Source organism: Parasutterella sp. (assembly GCF_057870745.1).
Genome location: NZ_DBMALT010000032.1, coordinates 1 through 24,234, shown reverse-complemented (window position 1 = coordinate 24,234; position 24,234 = coordinate 1). Strand labels below are relative to the sequence as shown.

Here is a 24,234-nt window from a genome sequence, read left to right as displayed (position 1 = left end):
ATACTTAATCGACTAAATGAAGAAAGTTTGATCAAACGCAAAATACCTAGGTAGTGGAACGGGCAACAATGCTCCTGTCGGTTACGAAAACCAATAACTCAAATCCAACGATAGGAGAACTCAAATGCAAGTCACAAAACGCACGTTCCTCAAGGGCCTTCTTGCGACAGCCGCTGCAGGCGGAGTCGTCTCTCAGGCTTCTGCAAAACCTCAGGCCGATCTTCCCGCAAAATGGGATCGTGAAGCTGACGTCGTCATTCTTGGTTACGGCGGTGCAGGCGCTTCTGCAGCCATCACAGCTAAAGATGCAGGTGCAGAGGTTGTCATCTTTGAAAAAACAGCTCAGGGCGGCGGCAACACAGCCGTTTCTTCCGGCGGCATGATGATCCCGAACAACCGCGAACGCGCTATCACTTACCTTGCAAAGACTTACGACTTTGCCAACTCTCAGAAAGACCAGGAACTGCTTGAAGCTTTCGTTGACGAAGCGATGAAGTCCAAAGACTTCCTCCTTTCTCTAGCTCCGGACCAGAAGGTTTACATCTACGGTCACGCCGGCTTCCAGAACATTCCTGAATCCGATGCCATCGACAAGTGGCGTTTCCGCACTCCGAAAGGACAGAAGACACGCGGCGGCGACATGCTTTTCAACAACTATCGCTACGCGGTTGAAACCGTCCGGAAGGTCCCCGTTGTTTACAATGCACGCGGCCTGCAGCTGATCACTCAGAACGACGAAGTTCTCGGTGTTTGGGTTGAAATCGATGGTAAGAAGCAGGCTGTCAAGGCTCGTCGCGGTGTAGTTCTCGCTACCGGCGGTTATGAATTCGACGACAACATGCTGTCTAACCACACGATGGGGCAGAAGTTCCATCGTCTGGGCCATCCCGGCAACACCGGTGACGGCGTCAGAATGGCTCAGGCTGCCGGTGCCGACCTCTGGCATATGAACGCTCTGTCTTGCCCGCTCGGCTTGGTTGTTCCGGGCCTTAAGACAGCTCTGCAGATCAACATGCTCGCTCCTTCTTATATCTACGTTGACCAGGACGGCAAGAGATTTGCTAATGAAAAGATGGACAACCACACCTGCATTTACGGTGTTAACGTCTTAGATCCGATCAAACATCGCTATCCGCGTATCCCGTGCTTCGTCGTCTTTGATGAAGCAGCCAGACTCAGAGGCCCGATCATCGGCGGTGCTACTTCCGGTTATGCACTCAACAGAGAAAACTACAAGTGGAGCAAGGACAACTCTGCGGAAATTGAAAAAGGCGTGATCGTGTCTGCTCCGACCATCGAAGAATTGGCTAAGAAGATCAACGTTCCGGCAGAAAACCTTGTTGAAACCGTCAATCGATGGAACAGCCAGATCAATGCCGGCGCCGATAAAGACTTCGGTCGTCCTCTCGAGAAGAAGGGCAAGGTTGCTTTCGAAGGCCGTGAAGCTCCTGTGATCTCTCGTCCGATCGGTGACGGTCCTTACTACGCTGCCGAGCTCTATCCGACAATCCTGAACACCCAGGGCGGTCCGCGCCGCAATAAACTCGGCCAGGTTCTCGATCCGTTCGGCCAGCCGATCGCTCGCCTCTACAGCGCCGGTGAATTAGGTTCTATGTGGGGCCATATCTATCAGGGTGCCACAAACAACTCCGAAGCCTGCGTATTCGGCAGAATCGCCGGCAGAACAGTCGCCAACGAAACACCCTGGTCATAATTAAATAACGCCGGCGCCGACAGGCGCCGGTCTCCGGCAATAAGAAAAAAGGATTTTCCCATGAAGAAGTTACTGCTCGTAGCCTCCTTAGCGCTCTTGTCTGTTCAGGGGGCTTGGGCTGCAGATAAAATGCTGGCCGATCGGCACGTTGAGCGCGGAGTGAAGTGCGAATCCTGCCATACCACAATGCCGCCGAAAGCCGTCAACACCCAAGGCTGCCTCAAATGCCACCTCAGTTACGAAAAACTCGCAGCAAGGACGGATAAAAACGATATCAATCCGCACGATTCTCACTTAGAAAATTTAGATTGCGGCGCTTGCCACCACGGTCATAAGAAACCGGTTCTGGCTTGCGACGAATGTCACGAATTCACAAATATCAAGGTTCCTTAACCGATCGATCATTCTTTTCTCCTTGGTGATTGGCCGAAAGGCAAAAGAAAGCCGCACATAAACTCTCGCTCATGTGCGGCTTTCTGATATTTCCATTACCCTATTCAGAAGACAGAGGATTATTCACCTTCAACGGTACTGGCTTCAACAGCTTCAACTTCCTCTTTCTTCAGTTCTTTGGCTTCTTCGACCTTCGGATCGACAGGTTTCTTCTCTTCTGCCTTCTTAGAGCCGCAGCAGCATGTGCATGAATCAGTCATCGGAATTTACCTCCTGTAGTGTTGTTTGAATTTTGGTCGGGTCTTTTACTGCCCGAGCAGGGAAATTGTAGTCGGAGGTGATGAAACAGCGTCTCAAAATTGTCCATAATAGGAAACTCAAAAATGGAGGAAAGAGTGAGCGCTGAGTCGGTAACCGACCTTAGAACGGCGAAATTCGGCATTCAAAAAACGCGAACTTCGCAATATGTCTTTGAGTACAAGAACATTTGGGATCCCGTTAAAAAACGGTCCAAACCGCTGTATCGAATTTCTGTGGGAAAGGTGATCGGCGGTGAGGTTGTCATCAAAGACGAATACCTTCAGATGCATCCCGAGCTTAAGCAGGGAGATATTGTTCTGCAGGAAGGAAAACCGATTTATATCGGCGGATGCTCAGTGCCCTCCGAACTTTTTGAAATTTTGGAACTGGATCATTTCTGTCTGACGACGGCTCAGCCGGAAGCCATGGTGTCTTTTTATCGTTTCCTCGGACTGCCGGTTCGAAAGGACGGCGAAAGGTACGAGATCGAGTTCCCGCACTTTAAGATCAACCTTCATGTAATCGGGCATCCCTTACTGCCCGAAGCGAAAGTTGCCGTGCCGGGTACCGGAGACTTTTGTTTGGAAATCCAAACGGACTCGGATCCGTGTGAAATCGCCGAAGCTTTTCGCAAACTTGACGTTCCCGTTGAGGGGCCGGTGATTCGCCATGGAAGAAAAGGTGAGATGACATCGGTCTACTTGAGAGATCCGGATCAAAATTTGGTTGAACTCGCCGTCTATTCCAAACACTAATTTAGGAAAAGCATGGACACACAAGAAAAGGAAAAGAAAAGCGAAGAAATCGCTGCTCAAACCAATCAAACAAAAGAACGGCCGGTTCCCGCGCAGCCTTCAGATGCAGAGTCAAAGAAAGAAAAGGCAAAAGTCGAAGCTGAACTGAACAAAGGGTTCCCAGGCAACCGTTCCGTCGGAAAACTCTTCTGGGGCTATCTCGTCTGCGGCTCCCTCTTTTGGGCGTTGGTATTCTACGGCGTTGGTATGGCCTTTACTTACCGCGAAAATCCAAACTTTGACGCGGCAGGATTGGCGCTTTTAATTTGTGCCGTCATTCTCTATTTGTGGGGATTCGTTTTTTCCGTGCTGAGCTTTATGGCAGCGATGCGCCTTAGGGGAAAACCGTTACTCAAGGCTATTTATATCTTCGGTGTGATCGCTTATCTCGTCGTGCTGTTCAGTGGATTATTGGTTTTCGTGCACGTTGCGATGGTCATCTAAACGGACGATCAAACTTTTACTAGGAAAGCCAATTTTTATCAATTCTTTACATAAAATGAAAGTTAGTTCTGGTTGAAACAACAAAGACCAGCCCCTTCGATATTTAAAGATACAGATAAAAAATGGCGTTGATTGTTCAAAAATACGGCGGCACTTCAGTCGGTTCCGTTGAGCGCATCAAAAATGTCGCTCGACGCATCGCGAAGTGGCAGAATGCCGGCCATCAGGTAGTAGTTGTCGTCTCCGCGATGAGCGGTGAAACCAATCGCCTGATTGCCTTGGCAAAAGAAATTCAAAAGAATCCCGATCCCCGTGAACTTGATGTGATCGCCTCAACTGGCGAACAAGTCACCATCGGTCTTCTTGCGATGGCACTCCAGAATTTAGGCGTGCCGGCTCGTAGCTACACAGGTACTCAGGTCAGAGTTCTGACAGACAACGCCTTCACCAAAGCTCGTATTAAAGAGATCGATTCTCACAGAATCATGGCCGACCTGAATGACGGTAAGGTTGTGATTGTTGCGGGCTTCCAAGGCTGTGATGAAGAGGGCAACATCACAACGCTCGGCCGTGGCGGTTCCGACACTTCCGCTGTTGCCCTGGCAGCTGCTCTTCATGCAGACGAATGCCTTATCTTCACCGACGTCGACGGTATTTACACAACTGACCCGCGCGTGGTCAGCGACGCTCGCAAATTGGATGTTGTGGCGTTTGAGGAAATTTTGGAAATGGCCTCCCTCGGCTCCAAGGTTCTTCAGATCCGCAGTGTGGAATTTGCCGGTAAATACCGCGTTCCGACACGCGTGCTCTCCAGCCTGACAGACCCTGATATTCCGGTAGATGAAGAAGCAAACTCCGGTACCCTGATTACTTTTGAGGAAGATCCCAAGATGGAAAAAGTTGTTGTTTCCGGCATCGCTTTCAGCAGAAACGAAGCCAAGATTACATTGCCGCACGTGCCCGATACCCCGGGTATCGCCTACAAGATTCTTGGCCACATTGCCGAAGCCAACATTGAAGTTGACATGATCGTGCAGAACGCAGCTAAGAACGGTTTGACCGACTTCAGCTTCACGGTCAGCCGCAATGACCTCGATAAAGCCATGAAGGTTTTGGAAAAAGAAGTCACGCCTTACCTCGGAGAAGAGGGTATTCTGACGGACGCTTCCATCGCCAAGATCTCCTGCGTCGGTATCGGCATGCGCAGTCACGCCGGTGTTGCCGCTAAGATGTTCCGCGTTTTGGCCGAAGAAAATATCAACATCAAGATGATTTCTACTTCCGAAATCCGCACCTCCATCGTCGTCGACGAAAAATACATGGAATTGGCCGTCCGCGCACTTCATAAAGCCTTTGGACTGGACAAAGCCTCTAAGGCAATGGAACTCTAAGACAGAATTCTGTTCCGTCTAAAAATAAAAATCCTCGGAGTCATTTGGATTCCGAGGATTTTGTCTATGCGTTAACTATCTATTCAATCTTGAAAACGCGGCGAAGGTGTTCTTTCCAGCGTTTTACATCCTCTCCGATGTGCGGGTTCTTGACGACGTCATTGCACATGAAAGAGGGAAGCTGTTTCATTCCCAAGAACTCGAAAGCCTTAATCAGAGGGAAGAAGACGCCGTCGACACCGCGGCCTTCAAAGAAATCGCCTTTACGGTCAAAAGCGGTCTTCGGAGCGTTCCAAGTGCTGCTGATCATGAACTTCTTATCCGTCAGAATGCCGCCCTTGCCGTAGTTGTCGTCCGGGTGCAGGTGCGAGCGGCCGTCGTTGCCGACGACACCGGGCTGCACAAAGACCAGGTCTTCATAACGCTTGAGCTGCCAAGGCGTGCTCATCCACCATCCCGGGGTTTGAACAATGATGACATCGGCTTTCTTAATCTTTTCTGCTTCTGCCGCAGTTTCCCACTGACTGTCGATCAGTGTGATTTCGACATTCCAGCCGAGCTTAGTCAGTTCTTCCTCAGCAATACGGGATAGGTAATGGTTGAGCTCGCCGCCTTTTCCGTAGTTCTGGCAGCCTGCATCAAGAATCAAAACGTTATTAGACATTTGCTATACCTCCATAGTTGCGAGCATAGTAGGACGCCTCAACATACGGCTTCACGAAACTCCACCAAAGTGAGTTAATTTAGTACCGAGCCTCAAAACTTTTTATCTCATCGTAAAGTTTGCGGTTCACAGGTACCGGTAAAGCATGTTTCTCTGCTTTTTGGATGACCGTTCCTGCAAAGAAATCGACCTCGGTCGGGCGTTTTGCCAGTCTGTCCTGACGCATAGAGGGCATGCCGTCAGGATTTAATTCGTCAATGATCTGTAGATAATCTCGAAAATCCTGTTCCGTGAGTCCGGTCCCCTCTTTTTGAGAAAGGGCAAGCACTTCACGCATCGCGGCTTTTAGAGTTTCTCTGGCTTCGCCTTCTTGGTGCACACGACGAAAAACATCGTTATAAACAGCCAATGTCTGATTGACGCCGACATTGAGCATCCATTTGCACCACATACGGTGAAGGATGTTTTCGTCTACGACATAGGGCATTTCGGTTCGGTTAAAGAAATCGACAACCGCATCTAGAACTTCAGGTATGTCTTTATGCTCGGGACTAAGGCCGATCACGAGTTCTCCGAAATTCTTATAAGTCAGCATGCCGTTCTGAAAAAGGGCATCCATCCGCTGAGCAACACAGTGGACGATCCTGTGCGTTCCGAGTTCTTCCTCGATAATGTCTTCGCTGGAAATTCCGTTCATCACCGAGATGACAATCGTATTTTCAGAGATCAAACCTTTGATGCCTTGCAAAGCACTTTTCAGAGCGGGCCCTTTTAAAGCAACGATCAGCAAGTCAGGTACTTTGTTCACCTCTTCGGGGCTCTCAAAAAGGAGGGAACAGGGGCGGCCGTTGGCTGTGAGGGACTGCTCACGATAGCGTGTACAGCGTTTATCGTCCGCTAGAAAATAAACCGAGCCCTCAGGCATACGCGGAGTGAGAAAGTCTCCGTACATCACGCCCAAGGCTCCGCGGCCAAGGATGGCAACAGATTGGATTTTTGTGGTTTCTGGCATAAAAATAGGTCCGGGTTGGTTCGGACCTATTCTAAGCAACTTAGTAATTAGAAAAATTAGAGCGTGACGTCGACGCGTTTGCCGATCGCATAGAAGTGACCGCCGGCGACATAGTGCATAGAGCGCAGTTCATCCGGACCTTCCTCTAAGTGCCAATGGTTGTTGGAGAAGACACGGGAGTCAGCCCAAGCTTTAACAATTTGGCCCATGAAGAGGTCATAAGTCTTTTCGTTGTGCGGTTCACGGATCAGTTTGATAACGGCCCAGGCAGAGCAGCCTTCAGGCAGCGGGAAGTCGCAGTCAGGAAGCGTAAAGAATTTCAGGCCGCTGTCGGCAATCTTATTGGGATTCTCATTCTTGCTCACGGAACCTAAATAAAGGATTTCTTTCTGAATTCCCATTCCTGGAACGGCAAGCAGGATGTATTCGCTTGCTTCAATGAGCTTGCGGGAATAGTGAGTCGAATCGATGACAACTGTCATCTTGTCGTAATCCAACGGGCAGTTCCAAGAAGCGGGCATGATGTCCAGATCGTCACGTTGCTTGCTTTCTACAAAGGCAGTTCCGCCTAAATTAAAGAGGCGATAAGGGGTTTCTAAACCGACGGGCTTAACAAATTCTTTTTGACTCATTCAAAGCTCCTTAAAAACAATGCACCTATTCTAAGTTCGCGAACTGAAAATTCTTTGCACAAAAGAGGGCATCCTGTCGAAAAAATCCTAATTTGGTGCAAACGCACCAAGAGAGTGCAAATCAAAAACTTTTGTCCATTCCCGATGCGCTGTTTTGGTTCAATTTCTATGGCTCCTGGGCTGTTTTGTTTGAAAAAAGTTGGCACGCGTTTTGCATACATGAAAGTGACAGGAAAAGCGAAGCGCTTTTCCGGGGTTTGCGAGTAAAAAAATCGAGACCTTGTCCGCTGCGATGAAAGCCAAAAGCTGAGCAGCAAACGCACTGGTTACACAAATAAATCTCAAACGGAGACTTTCATGTTCGTAAAAAAACTCATCCCCTTTGCAGTTGCAGCTTCTTTCGCTATGGCAGGCGCCGCTGCTTTTGCTAAAACAGAATTCGTCACGATCGGCACCGGCGGCATCACCGGTGTTTACTATCCGACAGGCGGTGCGATTGCCAAGATCGTGAATGCTAAAAAAGATCAGTACGGCGTTCGTGCTTCCGTAGAATCGACCGGCGGCTCTAAATTCAACATTAACGCCATCGACTCTAAAGATCTGGACTTCGGCATCGCTCAGGCTGATACACAGTACATGGCATATAACGGCAAAGGTGCTTGGGAAGGCAAACCCGTTAAAAAACTCCGCGCTGTTTTCGCTCTGGCTCCGGAAGCTGTGACTTTCGTTGCTGCCGATGACGCCAACATCAAGTCCGTGAAAGACGTGAAAGGCAAGACCATTAACCTTGGTGACCCGGGCTCCGGCAACCGCATTAACTCTACCGACATCTTCAACGCCGTCGGAATCGTTCCGGGGAAAGATTTCCGTGACGAAAAACTGAAACCCGCCGACGCTCCCAGAATTCTGCAGGACGGACGTATTGACGGCTTCTTCTACACCGTCGGTCATCCGAACGGCAACATTAAAGAAGCAACTGCCGGCAAACGCAAAGTCCGCATCGTTCCGATTTCCGAAGCTGAAGTTGCTTCTCTGCTGAAAGAAGCTCCCTACTACAGCATGACCGAAATCCCGATGGATCAGTATCCCGACGCTGTCAACGCTAAGGACAAAGTAAAGACTGTCGGTATGCTCGCCACCTTAGTGACCTCTGCCGATACACCGGATGATGTCGTTTATGCCGTCACCAAAGAAGTGATGACCAACCTCGATCAGTTCCGCAAATTGCATCCTGCTCTTGCCAACCTGACGCCGGAAAGCATGCTTCAGGGTCTGACCGCCCCGATCCATCCGGGTGCTCTCAAGTACTACAAAGAAGCAGGTCTCGTGAAGTAATTCAGCTTTAAATGACGCAAAGACTCGGGACTCCGGGTCTTTGCGAACCTCGTTAGAGGCTCGTTAAGAAGTAAAAGGAGTCAACATGACGGACAAATCGAACACAGAAATGCTGCTGCCACAGGCAGGCATCCCGGGCTATATTCCTCAGCCCAAGAAGAATGCCTCCGAAGACGTAATCGGCGAATACAAAAAACAGGTTCAGCAGCTCGGAGATAAAGGTCTTAAAGAAGATAAGACCGGCCTCTCAGCCAAACTGACGTACATTGTTGCACTGGCATGGGCCTTTTTCCAAATGTCCACCGCGTCCTGGTTGCTGTTGGACTCTTTATATGTCAAAGCCTTCCACTTGGCTTTTGCCCTTGCACTGATTTATCTCAATCTTCCCACCCTTAAGTCAGAGCTTAAGTCCCGCTGGGACCTCAGAATTCTGCTGGCAATGAAACGCGTGACGATTGTTGACTGGATGATCGGTATCGTCGGCGTTATCGGAGCCTTATATATCGTGATTGATTACGCCGGTATTTCCGAGCGTCCCGGCATGCCGATCGGTCGCGACTTGATCTTCGGCGTGATTTTGATTGTTCTGATGCTGGAAGCGACTCGCCGTGTTCTGGGACCTGCACTTCCCATCATCTGCGGTGCTTTCATCGCCTACGTCTTTTTAGGCCCGTACCTGCCGGACGTAGTGGCCTTTAAAGGTGCAACACTTTCCCGCTTCATTTCCCAGATCACGATGGATACACAGGGCATTTACGGTGTTCCGCTGCATGTGTCCGCGACGGTTGTGTTCCTCTTTGTGATGTTCGGTACGATGCTCGATAGAGCAGGGGGCGGTGCTTTCTTCACACGTTTGGCGATTTCCGGTCTCGGCCAGTATCGCGGCGGTGCAGCTAAAGCAGCCGTTGTGAGCTCCGCGCTTTCCGGTATGGTTTCCGGCTCTTCAATTGCCAACGTCGTGACCACCGGTACATTCACGATTCCTCTGATGAAGCGTCTCGGTTATCCGGCCACGAAAGCCGCTGCGATTGAAGTTGCTTCTTCCGTGAACGGCCAGTTAGCTCCTCCGGTTATGGGTGCTGCCGCCTTCATCATTGCCGAATATGTCAACGTCCCTTATGTTGAAGTGGCAAAGGCTGCTGCCATTCCCGCCTTCGCTTCCTACATTGCTCTGCTGTGGATTACTCACATCGAAGCCTGTAAGCTGGGGCTGAGGGGACTTCCTAAGAAAGAACTGCCGAAGTTCTTCGTCGAACTCAAAAACGGTCTTCATTATTTAATTCCGCTTGCCGTTCTGATTTGGGAACTGGTGGTGGAAATGCACTCAGCCGAACTCTCTGTCTTCCGCGCCATTATCGTGCTCGCTATCATCATGGTCCTGCAGCCGGTAGCCATTGCTAAAGTTCATGACGCCGACCTTTGGGCAGCCTTCAAGTTCGGAATTAAGAACACACTGAACTCCATGGCCGCAGGTGCAAATAATATGGCCGGTGTCGCTCTGGCAACCGCTTCCGCAGGCATCATCGTCGGCTGCGTCTCCCTTGGTTTAGGTCAGCAGATCACTTCCTTTGTCGAAGCGCTTTCAATGGGCAACATCTTCCTGATGATCCTCATTACCGCCGTCGCCAGCCTGCTTCTGGGTATGGGTCTTCCGACAACAGCTAACTACATCATCATGGCTTCTCTAACAGCTCCGGTGATCGTTACGTTAGCTACTGGTCTGACACTGCATGGTCAAGAAATTGCGATTCCGCTGATTGCCGCCCATCTGTTCTGCCTGTACTTCGGCATCCTGGCCGACGACACACCTCCTGTCGGTCTGGCCGCCTACGCGGGTGCCGCAATTGCAAAAGCGAACCCGATCTCCGTCGGTGTTCAGGGCTTCCTCTACGATATTCGTACAGCCATCATCCCGGTCTTCTTCCTGTTCAACTCCGACATTCTTCTGATCGGTATTGAATCCCTGCCGGTAAGTCTGATGATTTTTGCGATGACAGGTTTGGGTATGGTTGCGGTTTCCTCCGCCATCCAGGGCTGGCTGATCGATAAAGTCAACATCCTTGAAAGACTCATTCTTGTTGCCGCTACCGTTGTTCTGATGTTCCCGGCTCTGATTTCCGGCTACGTCCTTCCGTATGAACAGCGCTGGTGGGGCTACCTTGTCGGTATTGCGCTCTTCGGTATTGCCTTCCTCTCTCAGAAAGTGCGCTACGGTGCTAAGAAAAAGAATCAGGCTGCAGTTGCAGAATCTGATGAGGAGTTAGCAGTTTCATAGAATTTCCTAGTGTTCATTCGACCTTGTCCGTCGAATATTTGGCCGCGGAACCCCTTCACCGCGGTTTTTTTTTTGCTTTTTTGTGCTTGTCTCCGTTGGACGAAGACAAGCCTAATGACTCTTCACGGATTAGTTAAATTTTCCGCTGTTCAACATTTTTTCCGCACCGGCTTTGAGGCCATCAACATATTGAAGAAAAGCCGACCTTGAAACCAAAAGATGAGGTTCGCCCAGTTTTCTATTTTTGATTTTCTCGATGAGTTCTGTCTGACCGGTGCTGAAGGGGTGGGCAGTTAGATTTACGGAAATATCAAGCTTATTGTTCGACAATTTATCGAGAGACCGGATATATTCTTCCAACTGTGATTTATCTTTGATCGCGTTCAAACCGACTCCGCCGATCGTGACAGCCGTGTATTTTTTACCGTCTGCATAAACCGGGTAAACATAGGAGAAGGTTCCTTCGGTATGTCCCGGAGTGGCAATGGCGCGCACAGTTGTGTTCCCGAGCGTGACGGTCTCACCGTCTTTGAGAACCATTTCTTTCGGAATCATGGTTTTCGGACCCGCTCCTTTGCCGAGGTGCTCGAAAGATTCTTCCCAGCCTTTTTCGCCCATGGCAAATTTTGCGTTCTTGAATAAAGGCTTCAAGGTGGTTGCGCCGCCGACATGATCAAAGTGTCCGTGTGTCATAAGCACGTATTTGATTTCGGAAGGATCAACATTGAGTAAGGCAAGATTGTCGATGAGATGTCCGACGAAAGGAGGATGCAGCGTATCAATGAGGATGTATCCGTCATTTGTTTTGATCAGGTAGGCAGCTACCCAGCGCAGTCCAACGTACCACACATTGTCAAAGACTTTGTAAGGAGGGATCTTTTGGATGACCGGATCATCCAACCAAGCTTTGAGCTCAGGCGACATTTTTTTCGTTTGTGCAAATTCGCTGAATAATGCCGCAACTTGTTTAGAAGAAAGATCCAGTGCTTTTTCAGCGGCAAAAGTTTTTGGCGCAACAAGAACAGCGGCCGAACCTAAACCGACTCTCAAAAAATTTCTGCGTTTCATTTGATTCATAACAAATCTCCATACGAGTGAATGGAGGTATGTTATTGAATTTTTTATTTCGGATAAATAGAATAAAAAGCAATCTATTTTTTCGATTTTCGAAATAATTATGGATCGTCTTCAAGCCCTGGAAGTTTTCATGTTGGTCGCGAAGCTGGGGAGCTTTACAGCGGCTTCAAGAGCGGCAAACCTAACAGCTTCACGCGTTACCCATCTGATTCAGAATTTAGAGAAGGAATTAGGCGTCTCTTTATTTAGCCGAACCACACGACGTGTGACTCTTTCATCTGCCGGTCAGGCCTTATTTGAACAGCTTGATCCGAACCTTGGTTTTATTACTGAAACGCTTCAGAACATCAAGGAGTTATCTAATGAAGAACCGAAAGGGACAATCCGGATCAGTGCACCGGTCAAGTTCGGCTCAACGTTTTTGATGAAACCGATAACGGTGTTTCTTAAGAAATATCCGGATGTTCGTATTGTTTTGAATACGACCAACGATCCGCAGGAAATCTTCAAAGGTGGTGCAGATATTGCATTTGTCCTGGTTACGGAGATGCCTCTTTCAGGAGTGCGACACAAGATAGGAGTGTTCAGCAGCGGAATCTATGCAAATTTGAATGTCATGACGGCACTCTCTTCTTTAACTTCGCCCGAGCAATTGAGCAGTGCCGAATTAATTCTTCAAGAAGGGAATGCTTCGTCTTGGAATCTAACCGGTTCGGAGGGACAAAAATACAGGGTGTCGGTAAAGAAGTGGTCTTTCAAAACTGACACGACGCAGGCGGCTTTAATCGCAGCAAAGGAGGGTCTGGGCGCGGCACTTTTACCGATACCTTTAGGAGAGAGTGAAAAGTCCTTGACTCGATTACTTCCTAATTGGACCGGCGTTCCAGTGGAAGTCTGCGCCATCACTTCGTCTAGGAAGATTTCTTCAGCAGCAAGAAATTTTATTGACCTTGCCAAACAAGAGTTCAATAGAGAGCAATGACGGGACTGCAGTCTTGCAACCGCCACAAAAATCCCGAGCTTCCTGCGAAGCCCGGGATTTGAATTAAGCCGCTAAGTCAGACGATTAAACCCAGCCTTTCTGGCGGAATTCTTTGAGTTTTTCAACGAAATAGTGCATTTCAGCGGGTGTGCCCAGAGAAATACGGCACCACTGAACGGCAGGCGGGAAGGGACGGCCGACGAGAATGTGTTCGGTTTTCATTCTGTCTGCGAAGGGTTTCAGCGGAGCTTTCAGATCAATGAAAACGAAGTTCGTCTGGCTCGGCAGATAAGGAATGTTGAGTTCCTTCAGAGCCTTGTAGAGGATCTCACGGGCTTCGTCATTGCTTTCTTTGGATTCTTTTAAGAATTCCTTGTCATTGAGTTCGCTTAGAGCGGCAGCCAGCGTTGTCTGGTTCATCATGACTTCGTAGGCGACATGGTCACGAATCTTGTTGATGACGTTCACGGCGCCGACGGCGTAGCCCAAACGCATACCGGCCATAGCGAAGATCTTGGAGAAGGTCTTCAGGACGACCAAGTTGTCAAAGCCCTGACGAACGAGTTCGTTGCAGGACTTGAAGGAAGGATCGTTGACGAACTCGGCATAGGCTTCGTCGAGGATGAAGAAGGTGTTCTTCGGCTGAGATTTAATCCAGTTGAAGATTTCGTTGCTGTCGGCAATCGTGGAAGTCGGGTTGTTCGGGTTGACGAGGTAAACCAGAACGCGGTGTTTCTTTGCTTCAGCGGTTGCAACTTTGCGCAGAGCGGCGAGATCAATGCCCCAGTTCGGGCCCATCTTGACGTTCTTAACCGGAATGTTGTTGCGCTTAGCAACATCAGCACCGTCGCCGTAAGTCAGTTCAGGCTGAACCAAAACCGTGTTCTTGGTGGCTTCAGCTTCAATAGTGGCACGAATGGCTTCTGCAGAACCGTGCGTCAGAAGTACTTCATCCGGTCTGACATTCATGAATTTAGCCAAATCCTTTTTGAATGCGATGACCTGCGCGAAGGGATAACGAGAGCCGTACATGGCGGCTTTAGCGACAGCTTCTTTAGCCTTTTCGCTCATGCCCAACGGATTTTCGTTAAAGCACAAGAGCATGGGTTTTTCGGCAGTCGGTTTGACAAACTTCGGCTGAGCAGCGACAGCGGCAGTTGTTCCGAGGGAAGAGAGAGCAGCTCCGGCGCCGACCAGACGGAAGAGTTGTCTGCGATTCAGGGTCATGAAAAATCTCCTATGAGGTTATTAATAGTTACTGACAATTATTGTCAATTAATCGGCGGTACAAGGAAAATTTACTAGGAAATTCTCATGATTGGAATATCTTTTGCGGATTTTTAGCTAGGGAAAAGAAAAAAGCCCGAAATTTGTACTTTCGAGCTTTCTAGAAGAGATCAAAAACCGTTATTCGGTCTTGTTTTCCGGCGCGACATAGCCTTCGGGATGGGCCACGCCTTCGCCGAAGAAGTGAGCTTCGATCTGGTCCATCAGCCATTTGCGAGCTCTCGGATCTGCCATGGAAAGACGGTTTTCGTTAACGATCATGGTCTGAAGATGCTTCCACTGTTCCCAAGCTTCTTTGGAAACATTGTTGTAAATCTTCATGCCCAGAGCGCCGGGAAGAGGCGGGTAGTCCAGGCCTTCGGCTTCGCGGCCGAGTTTTATGCAGTTAACCATGTGTGCCATTGGTGTACTCCTAATCATTTATCTGAAAATTGTTTTTCAAGTCTACAAGCATTGGACGCCGCTGACCTAAAGATCTTTTATGAAGATTTGTGAACGACGCTGCCAGTTATACAAACGCCGCTTTTCAATCGGTAAATCGTCTACGCCGGCAGGACGGAAACCGCGTTTCAAGAACCAGTGCATAGTTCTTGTGGTCAGAACAAACAGGCGGTTCAATCCGGCCTTGCGAGCCTGGTTTTCAATGTGGCGAAGCAAACGCTCCCCGTCTCCGAAGCCCTGATAAGCCGCATCGACCGTCAGCGCAGCCATTTCCCCGAGTTTTTCCTCCGGGAACTGATAAAGCGCGGCACTCCCGTAGATCACACCGTCGTGTTCAAGAACCGTGAAGTGAGAGATGTCGCGTTCAAGTTTTTCGCGTGGGCGTTTGACCAACGTTCCGTCCGCCTCAAGCGGCTCCAGCAGTTTGATCAGACCGGAGACGTCGTCAGAGGTTGCCTGACGCAGGGACTCCAGATTTTCCATGGTCATCATGGTTCCCACGCCGTCATGCGTAAAGAGCTCAGCCAAAAGTCCTCCGTCCATTGCGTAGGGCACGATGTGAACGCGTTCAACGCCGTGTTCAAGCGCTTTCAGGGCAAACGTCAGGTTGTAGATATCTTCTTCATCGACGAGCTTGTCGTTAATGAACTCTCGAGCATCTTCCGCGGTAAGTTCCGTGACCACTTCATCAAAGCGTCTGACACCATCCACGTTGGTGAGCAGAATAAGCTTGTCGGCTTTTAGCGCACCGGCAATGGAAGCCGCTAAATCTTCGCTCGTCAGATTAAAGGCTTCGCCCGTGGGAGAGAAACCGAGCGGCGAAATTAAAACGATCCGCCCCCCGTCGAGTTCTCGATGAATCGCTTCGCTGTCAACTTTGCGAACGACGCCGGTGAACTTAAAGTCCACGCCGTCGATGATGCCTAAAGGACGGGCAATCACGAAGTTGCCGCTGACGACGCGACATTGGCTGTGAGCCATCGGCGTGTTCGGTAATCCCTGAGAGAAAGCTGCTTCAATATCCAGGCGCGCTTCGCCGGCGGCTTCTTTGACGCACACAAGCGCATCGGCGGTCGTCACCCGAATGCCGTTGACGTATTGGGACTCGATGGCCTTCAATGACATTAGCTCTTCGACCTGGGGACGTACGCCGTAAACTAGGACGATTCGTGCACCTATGGCTGAGATCATGCTGATGTCAGCAATCAAGCTGGAAAAATGTTCTTGAAGGATGGTTTCTCCGGCGAGATCGATGACGATCGTTTTGCCGCGAATGGAATGAATATGCGGTGCGACGCTTCTGAACCATTCGACCCAGGAGTCCATTGAAACCGGAACAATCGGGGATTCTTTATTTTCTTCTGACATGTCCGTTGAATTAAGAAAGGCTTCAATTAGTTGTTGCTGAAATTTTAATATTTGAGAGACCGTAATTTTCTCGGAGAAAACGAGCATTGTCTCGATGGTTTCGAAGAAATTTGTTCAATTTGGGACAGTTGGCAGAAGCATTTTTTTGTTTAGAAACAAATAGCTTCGAAAATTTAGAGCAGAAAAAGCCTAAAAAGTTCTATCCTTAGTGAACTTTAGAATGAGAGATATAAGAACCTGGAACTATGGCAGGCGATTTAAGAGATTTAAAAGCAAAGTTACTCGAAGCACGAAAAGCAGAGAAGAAGCCGCAGGCGGTTTCTCAAAAACAAGAACCTCCGCGCACCAAATTAACATTAAAGAAGAAAACTCCGGCAGCCTCTTCTGGAGCATCAGCTGCATCTAAATCTGCAGAAGTGAAGGCTCCGGCACAAAAGAAGAATCCGGCAGAGCCTTCCAAACGTCCGGCACCTAAAGGCAAAGGAACTTCTTTAAAAGGGTTTTCGGATTTGAGAGTACTGCGCAATCAGATCAATGCACCGCAGGAACAGAAAGACATAAACGGGTCCAAGAAACCTGCTGCCTCCGAGAAGAAGCCGTCCAGGGCCCTCGTGAAGGTAGGAAACGAAGTGCTCCGCAACGTTCCCCCGAAACTCGAACTCCAGGAAAGCCTTCCTGTCAGCGAACGCGCAGACGAAATCGCTGAAGCCATTAAAAACAACCAAGTCGTGATCGTCTCCGGTGAGACGGGTTCCGGTAAAACCACTCAGCTTCCGAAGATCGCCATGATGGTCGGAAGAGGACAAAAAGGTCTGATCGGTCACACGCAGCCTCGACGCATTGCCGCGACTTCTATTGCTAAGCGTATTTCCGAAGAAATGGACGCCGAAGTCGGCCAAGTCGCCGGCTACAAGATTCGATTTAAAGACGAATTAGAGCCCGGTGCGACGATTAAGCTCATGACGGACGGCATCCTGCTTGCTGAGACTCAGCGGGACAGACTGCTCAAAGCCTACGATACGATCATCATTGACGAAGCGCATGAGCGCAGTTTGAACATCGACTTCCTCTTGGGCTACCTCCGAGAAATCCTGCCGAAGCGTCCCGACCTTAAGCTCATTATTACGTCTGCGACGATTGACTCGGAGCGATTTGCCAAGCACTTTGAGAGCGTCAACAAGAAGCCCGTGCCGATCATCAATGTTTCCGGTCGTCTCTACCCGGTTCAGATTCGCTATCGTCCGGTCCAAGACGAAGAAGAAAATGACGACCGCACCCTGATGCAGGCCATTGCCGACGCATGTGATGAACTTATGGGCGCCGGCAGCGGCGATATTCTGGTCTTTCTGCCCGGCGAACGTGAAATTAGAGAAGCAGCCGAAGCCTTGTCTCCGGCTGCAAGAAAGGGCGTTGAAATCCTTCCGCTCTTTTCCCGCTTAAGTATTGAAGAGCAGGACCGTATCTTTAAAACCGACGGTCGTCGCCGTATTGTGCTTGCCACCAATATTGCCGAAACCTCTTTGACGGTTCCCGGCATCCGATATGTGGTTGATACCGGGTTGGCCCGTGTGAAGCGTTACTCTTACCGCAATAAAGTGGAACAGCTGCAGATCGAGCCGATCAGCCAAGCGGCAGCTAAGCAGCGTGCCGGCCGATGCGGTCGTGTGGCCAACGGTATTTGTATCCGACTCTACGATGAGAAAGATTTCGAAAAGCGCCCCGAATTTACCGATCCGGAAATTCTGAGAAGCTCGTTGGCGACCGTGATTCTCCGTATGAAGTCGCTGCATCTGACTGATGTTCGCGAGTTCCCGTTTGTTCAAGCCCCGCTTCAGCGTGCGATTACCGACGGCTATGACCTATTGATCGAATTGAATGCGGTAAAAGAACGCGGAGGCGAATTAACTCCTGTCGGAAAAGAACTTGCAAGGCTTCCGTTAGACGCTCGTCTTGCCCGCATGCTGCAGGCCGCTGCAGAAAACCAGGCTTTGGCCGAAGTACTGATTATTGCTTCGGCAATCAGTATTCAGGATCCTCGCGAGCGCCCTTTGGATGCTCAAGATAAGGCGGCCGCCGCGCACAAGAAGTTTGCCGACGAGAAGAGCGACTTTCTTTCCCTGATTAAGCTTTGGAATTGGACGCAGGATGCGATTGCCAATAAAGAAAGCAATCGACTGCTCGAGCAGAAGTTCCGTCAAAACTATCTATCCGTGAAAAGGCTTCGCGAGTGGCGAGATGTTTACCGTCAGCTCAAAGAGCTTACGCAGGAAATGGGCTGGCGTCTAAACACGGCGCCGGCGACCTATGAACAGCTGCACAAAGCGCTGCTGTCGGGTCTCTTGGGCAATATCGGCATGAAAGACGTCCAGGCCGATTACAAAACACCGCCGTACACAGGTGCCAGAGGCATTAAGTTTTGGCCGTGGCCCGGTTCTTCTCTGGCGAAGAAGGGCGGCAAATGGATTATGGCTTCCGAGATCGTGGAAACAACCCGCCTATTTGCCAGAACGCTTGCGAATCTCGAGCCTGAGTGGATTGAGAAGGTCGGCTCGCACTTGATTAAAAAGTCTTGGAGCGATCCTCATTGGGAGAAAAAGGCCGGCAACGTCATCGCCTTAGAAAAGGGCACCCTGTACGGTCTGCCAGTGTACACGGAACGAAAGGTGGATTTCTCCCGCAAGGATCCGAAAACCTCTAGAGAGATCTTTATTCGCCGAGCTCTGGTAGAAGAAGAACTCGAAAGCCAGGCCCCGTTCTGGCAGCACAACGTCGCCATGATCAAAAACATCCGCGAGATGGAACACAAGTCTCGTCGTCCGGATGTGCTGGTGGACGACAGCATGATTTACGAGTTTTATGACAAGAAAATCAGTCAGGGCGTTGTCAATCAGCAGACCTTTGATAAGTGGCGAGAAAAGGCGGAAGCGGAGAATCCGAAACTTTTGTTCCTTCAGAAGTCCGACTTGATGCGTCATGACGCAGCCGGCATCACGATCGAATACTTCCCGAAGAAGCTTGAGATCGCCGGCATCCCGATGGCGCTGAATTACAACTTTGATCCGGGTTCTCCGCGTGACGGCGTCACGATGACCGTACCGCTTTATGCCCTGAACCAGCTGGATCCGGTCCGCTTGGAGTGGCTCGTGCCCGGCATGGTCAAAGAAAAAGTTCAGATGCTGCTCAAGAGTCTTCCTCAGCGTCTGCGCCGTCATTTTGTGCCGCTGCCCGATTGGGCAAAATCTTTTGCCCAGCGTCATGAAGTTCCCGACGGAGATCTCATCGAACTCTTGATTAAAGAGGCACGAGGGCAGTTCCGTATTGATATCCAGAAATCGGACTTCAAGTTTGAGATGCTTCCGCCGCATCTCAGCATGAATTACAAGGTAGTTGACGAACACGGCAGACAGCTTGCCATGTCCCGCAGTATTCCTCAGTTGAGAAGCGAATTGAGCACTGAAGCCCGCAAGACGTTCCAGAACATCGCGTCCCAGGACAGCAAAGTTGCGGAAGACCTCCAGGACGAGATAACGGAATGGAACTTCGGTGAATTGCCCGATGTCATGGAGATTAAGAAGAAGGGCATTTCGCTCATCGGCCACCCGGCATTAGTGGATAAGGGTGAATATTGCTCTTTGGAAGTTTTTGATGATCCGGACCAAGCAGCCCGTATTCATCGACGGGGTTTGATTCGCTTGATCCGTTTGGGACTGAAGGAACAGATTAAGTATCTGGATAAGAATTTGAAGTCGATGCAGACGACGCAGATCCAAGGCGCATCCATTGTTTCTTTGAGAAAGGCTTTCCCGTCCTTTGAGGAACTCAAGCAAGACGTCATAGATGCCTCGATCGAAACGGCTGCCTTTACCGGAGAACTCCCGGTTAATGAAGAGCAGTTCAGGGAAACGATTGCGAACGTGAAAGAAAAGCTCGGATTGCTGACGCTGGAGCTGGCGCGCCTCTTGAGTTCGATTGTTTCTGAAGCGGCTTTAGCTCAACAGAAGCTCAATTCGATCAAGAGCTATAAGGAAGTCAGCGAGGACATTACGGCTCAGCTCTCCGACTTGTTCCCCCCGCATTTCCTGCTCACGATCCCGTTCAGCCAGCTGCGTCACTATCCGCGTTACATGAAGGCCATTCAAGTTCGTATCGATCGTCTGAAAAACGATCCAGGCAGAGATGCCGAACGTGTGGCCGAGATTCGTCAGCTTACGGTTAATTACAAGAGGGAGTTGTCTGCCAGAAAAGGCGTCTACGATGCCAAACTGGTCGAATTCGGGAATATGCTTCAAGAGCTGAGGGTTTCTCTTTTTGCGCAGGAACTCAGAACGCCGATGCCAGTGAGCGTCAAGCGTCTGAATAAAATGTGGGATGCGATTCTTCGTGAGTACTAACTACATATTGAGTGAAGTTAGAAAAATGATTAGTAATTTCCCTTATATAAGTGTTTAATTTGGACGGCGAGGCCGATTTTTTATGGTTTCGCCGAACGAATTGGCGCAAAATAACAAATACTCACCAATTAATGACCTCTTCTCTTCTCCTCTGGATGGAAAAAATGCGTTTATCGGCAGCGATTCTCTGTGCTTTTTTATCGTTTAGTTTTATTGCCGCTCCTACCGTAGAGGCTGCTCAGAAGAAACCGGCGGCTGTTAAAGTCGTCAAGAAAAAAGCAGTGAAAAAGACCGTTGTCGAGAAGACAGCGAAGAAGAAAGTTGTTGCTGCTTCGGCAAAGAAGAAGGCTAAGGCTCCTAAGGCAAAAGCTGCCGGCAAACGGGTCGCGGTGAAAAGCGTTGTTCGTAAACGGGCCTCAGCTCGTTCCTCCAGCCGCAAATTTGCCTCTTCTAAGAACTATCGTCCGAGAAAGGCGATTGACTGGGCTACTTACCGCAGCCGCGGACCTTCCTACGCACAGCTTATAGGCTTGAAGGGCTCCAGCGATCCGCTGGGACTCTCCTCGGCGGCCGTGCTCGCCTACGACATGGACACAAACCAAGTTTTGTATGAAAAGAATGCCGATCAGCCCCTGCCGATCGCATCTATTACAAAACTGATGACGGCGCTGGTGATCGTGGAATCCGGCGTCAATTTAGACGACAAGTTCACTGTTACGCGTGAAGACTTCGTTCCTTCGAGCGCTCACTCCAAGCTTCGCATGGGCATGGAGATCTCCCGCCGTCAGGCTTTGCACCTGGCTTTAATGAGTTCGGATAACCGTGCGGCTCATTTCCTCGCCCGTACCTATCCGACCGGAAAAGCACAGTTCATTAAAGAAATGAACATCAAAGCTGCGCTTCTCGGCATGAAAGACTCCGTCTTCTATGACTCTATCGGTTTGAATAACGACAATCGCTCTTCTGCGGTGGATCTGTCTTACCTCATCACAGGCGCGAGCGAATATGCACTCATCCGTGAACTCTCGACTACGCCGGAAGCTTCCTTCCGTATCGGCAAGCGTGAAGTCATCAGCAGCACCACGAACCGTCTGATTAAAGACGAAGATTGGGACATCGAGCTGCAGAAGACTGGTCTGACGACAGCGGCCGGCTACTGCATGGTCATGCAGGCGCACGTCGACGGAAAGAATGTTGCATTCATCTTCCTCGACTCTCCGAATAAGTACGCTCGCGCCAACGACGCAGAAAAACTTCGTTCATATTTGAGCCGTGAAAGCGTTGTAGCTTCGAATTGATCGCTGAATCGATCTAAATCATCACAAGTGACGCATTGGACTAAAAGTTCAATGCGTCATTTTTAGGTTTTAGAAAACTTTGAATTTTCTGTTTCGCATTCAATTGATTAGAATCGAGACACCAATTTTGAAGGAAAGCACGTGAGAGAGATCTGTCTGGATACCGAAACCACCGGCATGGCCGCTAAGGAAGGCGACCGAATCATTGAAATCGGCTGCGTTGAACTTGGAGAACACGGATTAACCGATAAAAATTTTCATGAGTACATCGATCCGGAACGCCAGATGGAGGCAGAGGTTATCCGCGTCCACAAGATCACCAATGAATTTTTGGTCGGTAAGCCGAAGTTTGCGGACATCGCCGACAAGTTCATTGAATTTGTTCAGGGCGCCAGACTCATCATTCACAATGCTCAGTTCGACATCGGCTTCCTCAATGAGGAGTTGAGAAAGCTCGGCAAACCCTCGATGGAAGAGATTTGCGGCAAGGACAACATTATCGACTCGATGGAGCTTGCCAAAGCCGCATTCCCTCAGATGCACAACAGCTTGGATGCATTGTGTAAGCGTCTCGAAATCGACACGACCCGACGCGTCAAAGAAGGCCACGGCGCCCTTTTGGACGCGGAGCTTTTAGGCCAGGTTTACCTCGTTCTTAAACAGCAGCAAGGCATCTTGGAGATTGATGCGGCGCCGGTGAGTGCCGATGTTCACGATATCTCCGACGTTGAGCTGCCGGTTATTCGAGCCACGGAAGAGGATCTCTCTGAAAACGAACGTGTCTTGGAAATGGTGCGAAAAGCTGCCAAAGGTCCCGCGCTTTACGATTTGGATGAAGAAACCTTTAACGCCAAACGCAAGGAAGAGCAGGACGCGCTCGATGCAAAGGAAGCTAAGCTGCAGGATTTGCTGAAAAATCTTTGACAAGTCGAGCAGAGCAACTCAAATTTGGTGGTTAGGAGGCTATAGGGGCGACGGCCTCTTTACAATCTTCCGGCAGGGCTGCATCTTTGATGCTTCCTAAAGAATTTCGTCCGGCTTTCGACATGTAGTTTCGAAAGCCCCAACAAGCGCCGGTTCATGTTTGATCGAACTGGGCAATTAAAAGATTCTATGAAAAACCGAGGCAATGGCTTCGGCTCTAAGAGTAAGTTATGGCAGTCACAAGAAATTCGCGCAATGGGCGCAAAACACCTTTCAGACCGTCAGCGTCTGTCAATACCCGACGCACTCCTGCAAGCGCGGAATCCGCTCCCCGCTCTCCTGCGAGAAAGCCGCAGGTGGCTAAGTTATTAACGGCTCCGTTTGCCAATGAAAAGCTGCATAAAGTGCTGGCTGATGCCGGCATCGGTTCACGCCGTGATATGGAAGAAAGAATCGCAGAAGGCCGCATCTCTGTGAACGGAGAACCTGCTCACGTCGGCCAGCGTGTGACACCTTCTGACGTGATTCGTTTTGACGGCAGGATCGTTCGCCGTTCCGCGCTGGAAAACAATGATGTTCCTAAGGTTCTGATTTATCACAAGCCTGCCGGCGAGATCGTCTCCAAAGATGACCCCGAAGGCCGCCCCACGGTTTTTGATCATCTGCCGAGAATCGGCGGTGCCCGCTGGATCGCTGTCGGACGGCTTGACTTCAATACCGAAGGCCTCCTTTTGTTTACCGATAGCGGAAATTTAGCCAATTTCCTGATGCATCCGCGTCATGAGATTGAGCGCGAGTATGCGGTCCGTGTTCAGGGAACGATGAGTCCGGAAGCCAAAGACAAACTTCTCAAAGGCATCAAACTCGACGACGGCATCGCTAAATTCACGACGCTGGAAGAGGGCGGGGGAAAAGGCTTCAACCACTGGTACAACGTCACGCTGAGCGAAGGCCGCAACCGTGAAGTTCGCCGCATGTTTGAAGCCGTCGGCTTACCCGTCTCGCGCCTGATCCGCGTGAAATACGGCAACCTAGAACTTCCGTCTGACTTGCCCAGAGGCAAGACCCGCCGCATGAGCACGGAAGAAACGGAAAAGTGGCTCGATTCCATCAGTTATAAAAAAGGAATGTCCACGGCACCGGCCCCTCGTGCGCCTGAGAGAACGCCGCGTCCTGCAGCTTCCCGCGCCCCGGCCTCTGCTCCCAAAGCGGGCAGAAAGTTTGGTCAGCGAGACACTTCTTCGGCGATCCGGTCTAGTCGTCCGATGCGCAGCCGCGGAACCCGAGGCCCGAAATAATTTTTAGTCAGACCAAAGAGATAGAGCTAATTTGACGGCAGAAAGCTGAAAAATTTTTCAGAGAAACGACGGGCGGGAAACAAACCTCACCCGTTTTTTCTTTCTGAAATGAAACACTGCTGTCCAAAATAATTTGCTCTTTGACTTTGGCCTCAACATTTACAGTTAATCCAGGCCCCAGAAAGTTAAAAGTCATAAACAAGCCCCTGCTAAT

Annotated in this window: 21 protein-coding genes; 12 read left to right on the top strand and 9 right to left on the bottom strand. The window is 49.9% G+C overall.

Going from position 1 to position 24,234, the window contains the following annotated elements:
* Positions 1-124 precede the first annotated feature (124 nt).
* Together ACZND6_RS09240 and ACZND6_RS09235 are read left to right on the top strand one after the other, a co-directional pair.
* Positions 125-1,714, top strand: a complete 1,590-nt coding sequence (locus ACZND6_RS09240; protein WP_300875019.1) for an FAD-dependent oxidoreductase — start codon at positions 125-127, stop codon at positions 1,712-1,714.
* Positions 1,715-1,774: 60 nt separating this feature from the next.
* Complete coding sequence (locus ACZND6_RS09235) at positions 1,775-2,107, top strand: cytochrome c3 family protein (protein WP_293738529.1); 333 nt, start codon at positions 1,775-1,777, stop codon at positions 2,105-2,107.
* A 119-nt stretch (positions 2,108-2,226) separates the two neighbouring features.
* Here ACZND6_RS09235 and ACZND6_RS09230 read toward each other — a convergent pair whose 3' ends face one another.
* Positions 2,227-2,367: a hypothetical protein gene (locus ACZND6_RS09230; RefSeq protein WP_008863874.1), complete on the bottom strand. Its 141-nt coding sequence runs from the start codon at positions 2,365-2,367 to the stop codon at positions 2,227-2,229.
* A gap of 123 nt (positions 2,368-2,490) precedes the next feature.
* Between ACZND6_RS09230 and ACZND6_RS09225 the strand changes: the two genes are divergently transcribed.
* From ACZND6_RS09225 to ACZND6_RS09215, 3 genes are all read left to right on the top strand, one after another.
* Positions 2,491-3,162 carry a VOC family protein gene (locus ACZND6_RS09225; RefSeq protein ID WP_293738528.1) on the top strand — a complete coding sequence of 224 codons (672 nt, stop codon included), beginning with the start codon at positions 2,491-2,493 and terminating at the stop codon, positions 3,160-3,162.
* A 12-nt stretch (positions 3,163-3,174) separates the two neighbouring features.
* Positions 3,175-3,645: a hypothetical protein gene (locus ACZND6_RS09220; protein WP_293738527.1), complete on the top strand. Its 471-nt coding sequence runs from the start codon at positions 3,175-3,177 to the stop codon at positions 3,643-3,645.
* 122 nt (positions 3,646-3,767) lie between these two features.
* A complete protein-coding gene (locus ACZND6_RS09215) occupies positions 3,768-5,036 on the top strand; it encodes an aspartate kinase (RefSeq protein ID WP_293738526.1) in 1,269 nt (422 codons plus the stop codon).
* Positions 5,037-5,115: 79 nt separating this feature from the next.
* On the opposite strand, the gene ACZND6_RS09210 is transcribed toward ACZND6_RS09215, so the two are convergent.
* The 3 genes from ACZND6_RS09210 to ACZND6_RS09200 all read right to left on the bottom strand — a co-directional run bounded on the left by ACZND6_RS09210 (position 5,116) and on the right by ACZND6_RS09200 (position 7,344).
* Positions 5,116-5,700, bottom strand: a complete 585-nt coding sequence (locus ACZND6_RS09210) for an NAD(P)H-dependent oxidoreductase (protein ID WP_293186114.1) — start codon at positions 5,698-5,700, stop codon at positions 5,116-5,118.
* 79 nt (positions 5,701-5,779) lie between these two features.
* Positions 5,780-6,712 carry a ketopantoate reductase family protein gene (locus tag ACZND6_RS09205; protein ID WP_300875024.1) on the bottom strand — a complete coding sequence of 311 codons (933 nt, stop codon included), beginning with the start codon at positions 6,710-6,712 and terminating at the stop codon, positions 5,780-5,782.
* 56 nt (positions 6,713-6,768) lie between these two features.
* Positions 6,769-7,344, bottom strand: a complete 576-nt coding sequence (locus tag ACZND6_RS09200) for a flavin reductase (RefSeq protein WP_300875027.1) — start codon at positions 7,342-7,344, stop codon at positions 6,769-6,771.
* Between the two features lie 357 nt (positions 7,345-7,701).
* On the opposite strand from ACZND6_RS09200, the gene ACZND6_RS09195 reads away from it, so the two are divergent.
* Together ACZND6_RS09195 and ACZND6_RS09190 are read left to right on the top strand one after the other, a co-directional pair.
* The gene (locus tag ACZND6_RS09195; protein WP_300875030.1) at positions 7,702-8,679 is read left to right on the top strand and encodes a TAXI family TRAP transporter solute-binding subunit; all 978 of its coding nucleotides are present in this window, start codon (positions 7,702-7,704) and stop codon (positions 8,677-8,679) included.
* Between the two features lie 85 nt (positions 8,680-8,764).
* A complete protein-coding gene (locus ACZND6_RS09190; protein ID WP_008863546.1) occupies positions 8,765-10,954 on the top strand; it encodes a TRAP transporter permease in 2,190 nt (729 codons plus the stop codon).
* A 129-nt stretch (positions 10,955-11,083) separates the two neighbouring features.
* On the opposite strand, the gene ACZND6_RS09185 is transcribed toward ACZND6_RS09190, so the two are convergent.
* Positions 11,084-12,031: an MBL fold metallo-hydrolase gene (locus ACZND6_RS09185; protein WP_118631783.1), complete on the bottom strand. Its 948-nt coding sequence runs from the start codon at positions 12,029-12,031 to the stop codon at positions 11,084-11,086.
* Between the two features lie 100 nt (positions 12,032-12,131).
* Between ACZND6_RS09185 and ACZND6_RS09180 the strand changes: the two genes are divergently transcribed.
* Entirely contained in the window at positions 12,132-13,013 is an 882-nt protein-coding gene (locus ACZND6_RS09180) for a LysR family transcriptional regulator (RefSeq protein ID WP_293738479.1), read from the top strand.
* A gap of 84 nt (positions 13,014-13,097) precedes the next feature.
* Here the strand turns inward: ACZND6_RS09180 and ACZND6_RS09175 are convergent, their stop codons facing one another.
* The 3 genes from ACZND6_RS09175 to argA form a co-directional block, all read right to left on the bottom strand.
* A complete protein-coding gene (locus ACZND6_RS09175) occupies positions 13,098-14,240 on the bottom strand; it encodes a pyridoxal phosphate-dependent aminotransferase (protein WP_489524595.1) in 1,143 nt (380 codons plus the stop codon).
* A 180-nt stretch (positions 14,241-14,420) separates the two neighbouring features.
* Entirely contained in the window at positions 14,421-14,702 is a 282-nt protein-coding gene (locus tag ACZND6_RS09170) for an oxidative damage protection protein (protein ID WP_008810937.1), read from the bottom strand.
* 66 nt (positions 14,703-14,768) lie between these two features.
* A complete protein-coding gene (gene argA, locus ACZND6_RS09165) occupies positions 14,769-16,109 on the bottom strand; it encodes an amino-acid N-acetyltransferase (RefSeq protein ID WP_046447747.1) in 1,341 nt (446 codons plus the stop codon).
* A 245-nt stretch (positions 16,110-16,354) separates the two neighbouring features.
* Between argA and hrpA the strand changes: the two genes are divergently transcribed.
* The 4 genes from hrpA to rluB all read left to right on the top strand — a co-directional run bounded on the left by hrpA (position 16,355) and on the right by rluB (position 24,020).
* Positions 16,355-20,500 carry an ATP-dependent RNA helicase HrpA gene (hrpA, locus tag ACZND6_RS09160; protein ID WP_489524594.1) on the top strand — a complete coding sequence of 1,382 codons (4,146 nt, stop codon included), beginning with the start codon at positions 16,355-16,357 and terminating at the stop codon, positions 20,498-20,500.
* 164 nt (positions 20,501-20,664) lie between these two features.
* A complete protein-coding gene (locus ACZND6_RS09155) occupies positions 20,665-21,798 on the top strand; it encodes a D-alanyl-D-alanine carboxypeptidase family protein (protein ID WP_489524593.1) in 1,134 nt (377 codons plus the stop codon).
* A gap of 141 nt (positions 21,799-21,939) precedes the next feature.
* Positions 21,940-22,722: a DNA polymerase III subunit epsilon gene (gene dnaQ, locus ACZND6_RS09150; RefSeq protein WP_008810941.1), complete on the top strand. Its 783-nt coding sequence runs from the start codon at positions 21,940-21,942 to the stop codon at positions 22,720-22,722.
* Positions 22,723-22,952: 230 nt separating this feature from the next.
* Positions 22,953-24,020 carry a 23S rRNA pseudouridine(2605) synthase RluB gene (gene rluB, locus ACZND6_RS09145; RefSeq protein WP_363324212.1) on the top strand — a complete coding sequence of 356 codons (1,068 nt, stop codon included), beginning with the start codon at positions 22,953-22,955 and terminating at the stop codon, positions 24,018-24,020.
* A gap of 7 nt (positions 24,021-24,027) precedes the next feature.
* Here the strand turns inward: rluB and ACZND6_RS09140 are convergent.
* The coding region (locus ACZND6_RS09140) for a hypothetical protein (protein WP_489524592.1) at positions 24,028-24,234 on the bottom strand (207 nt) is incomplete at its 5' end.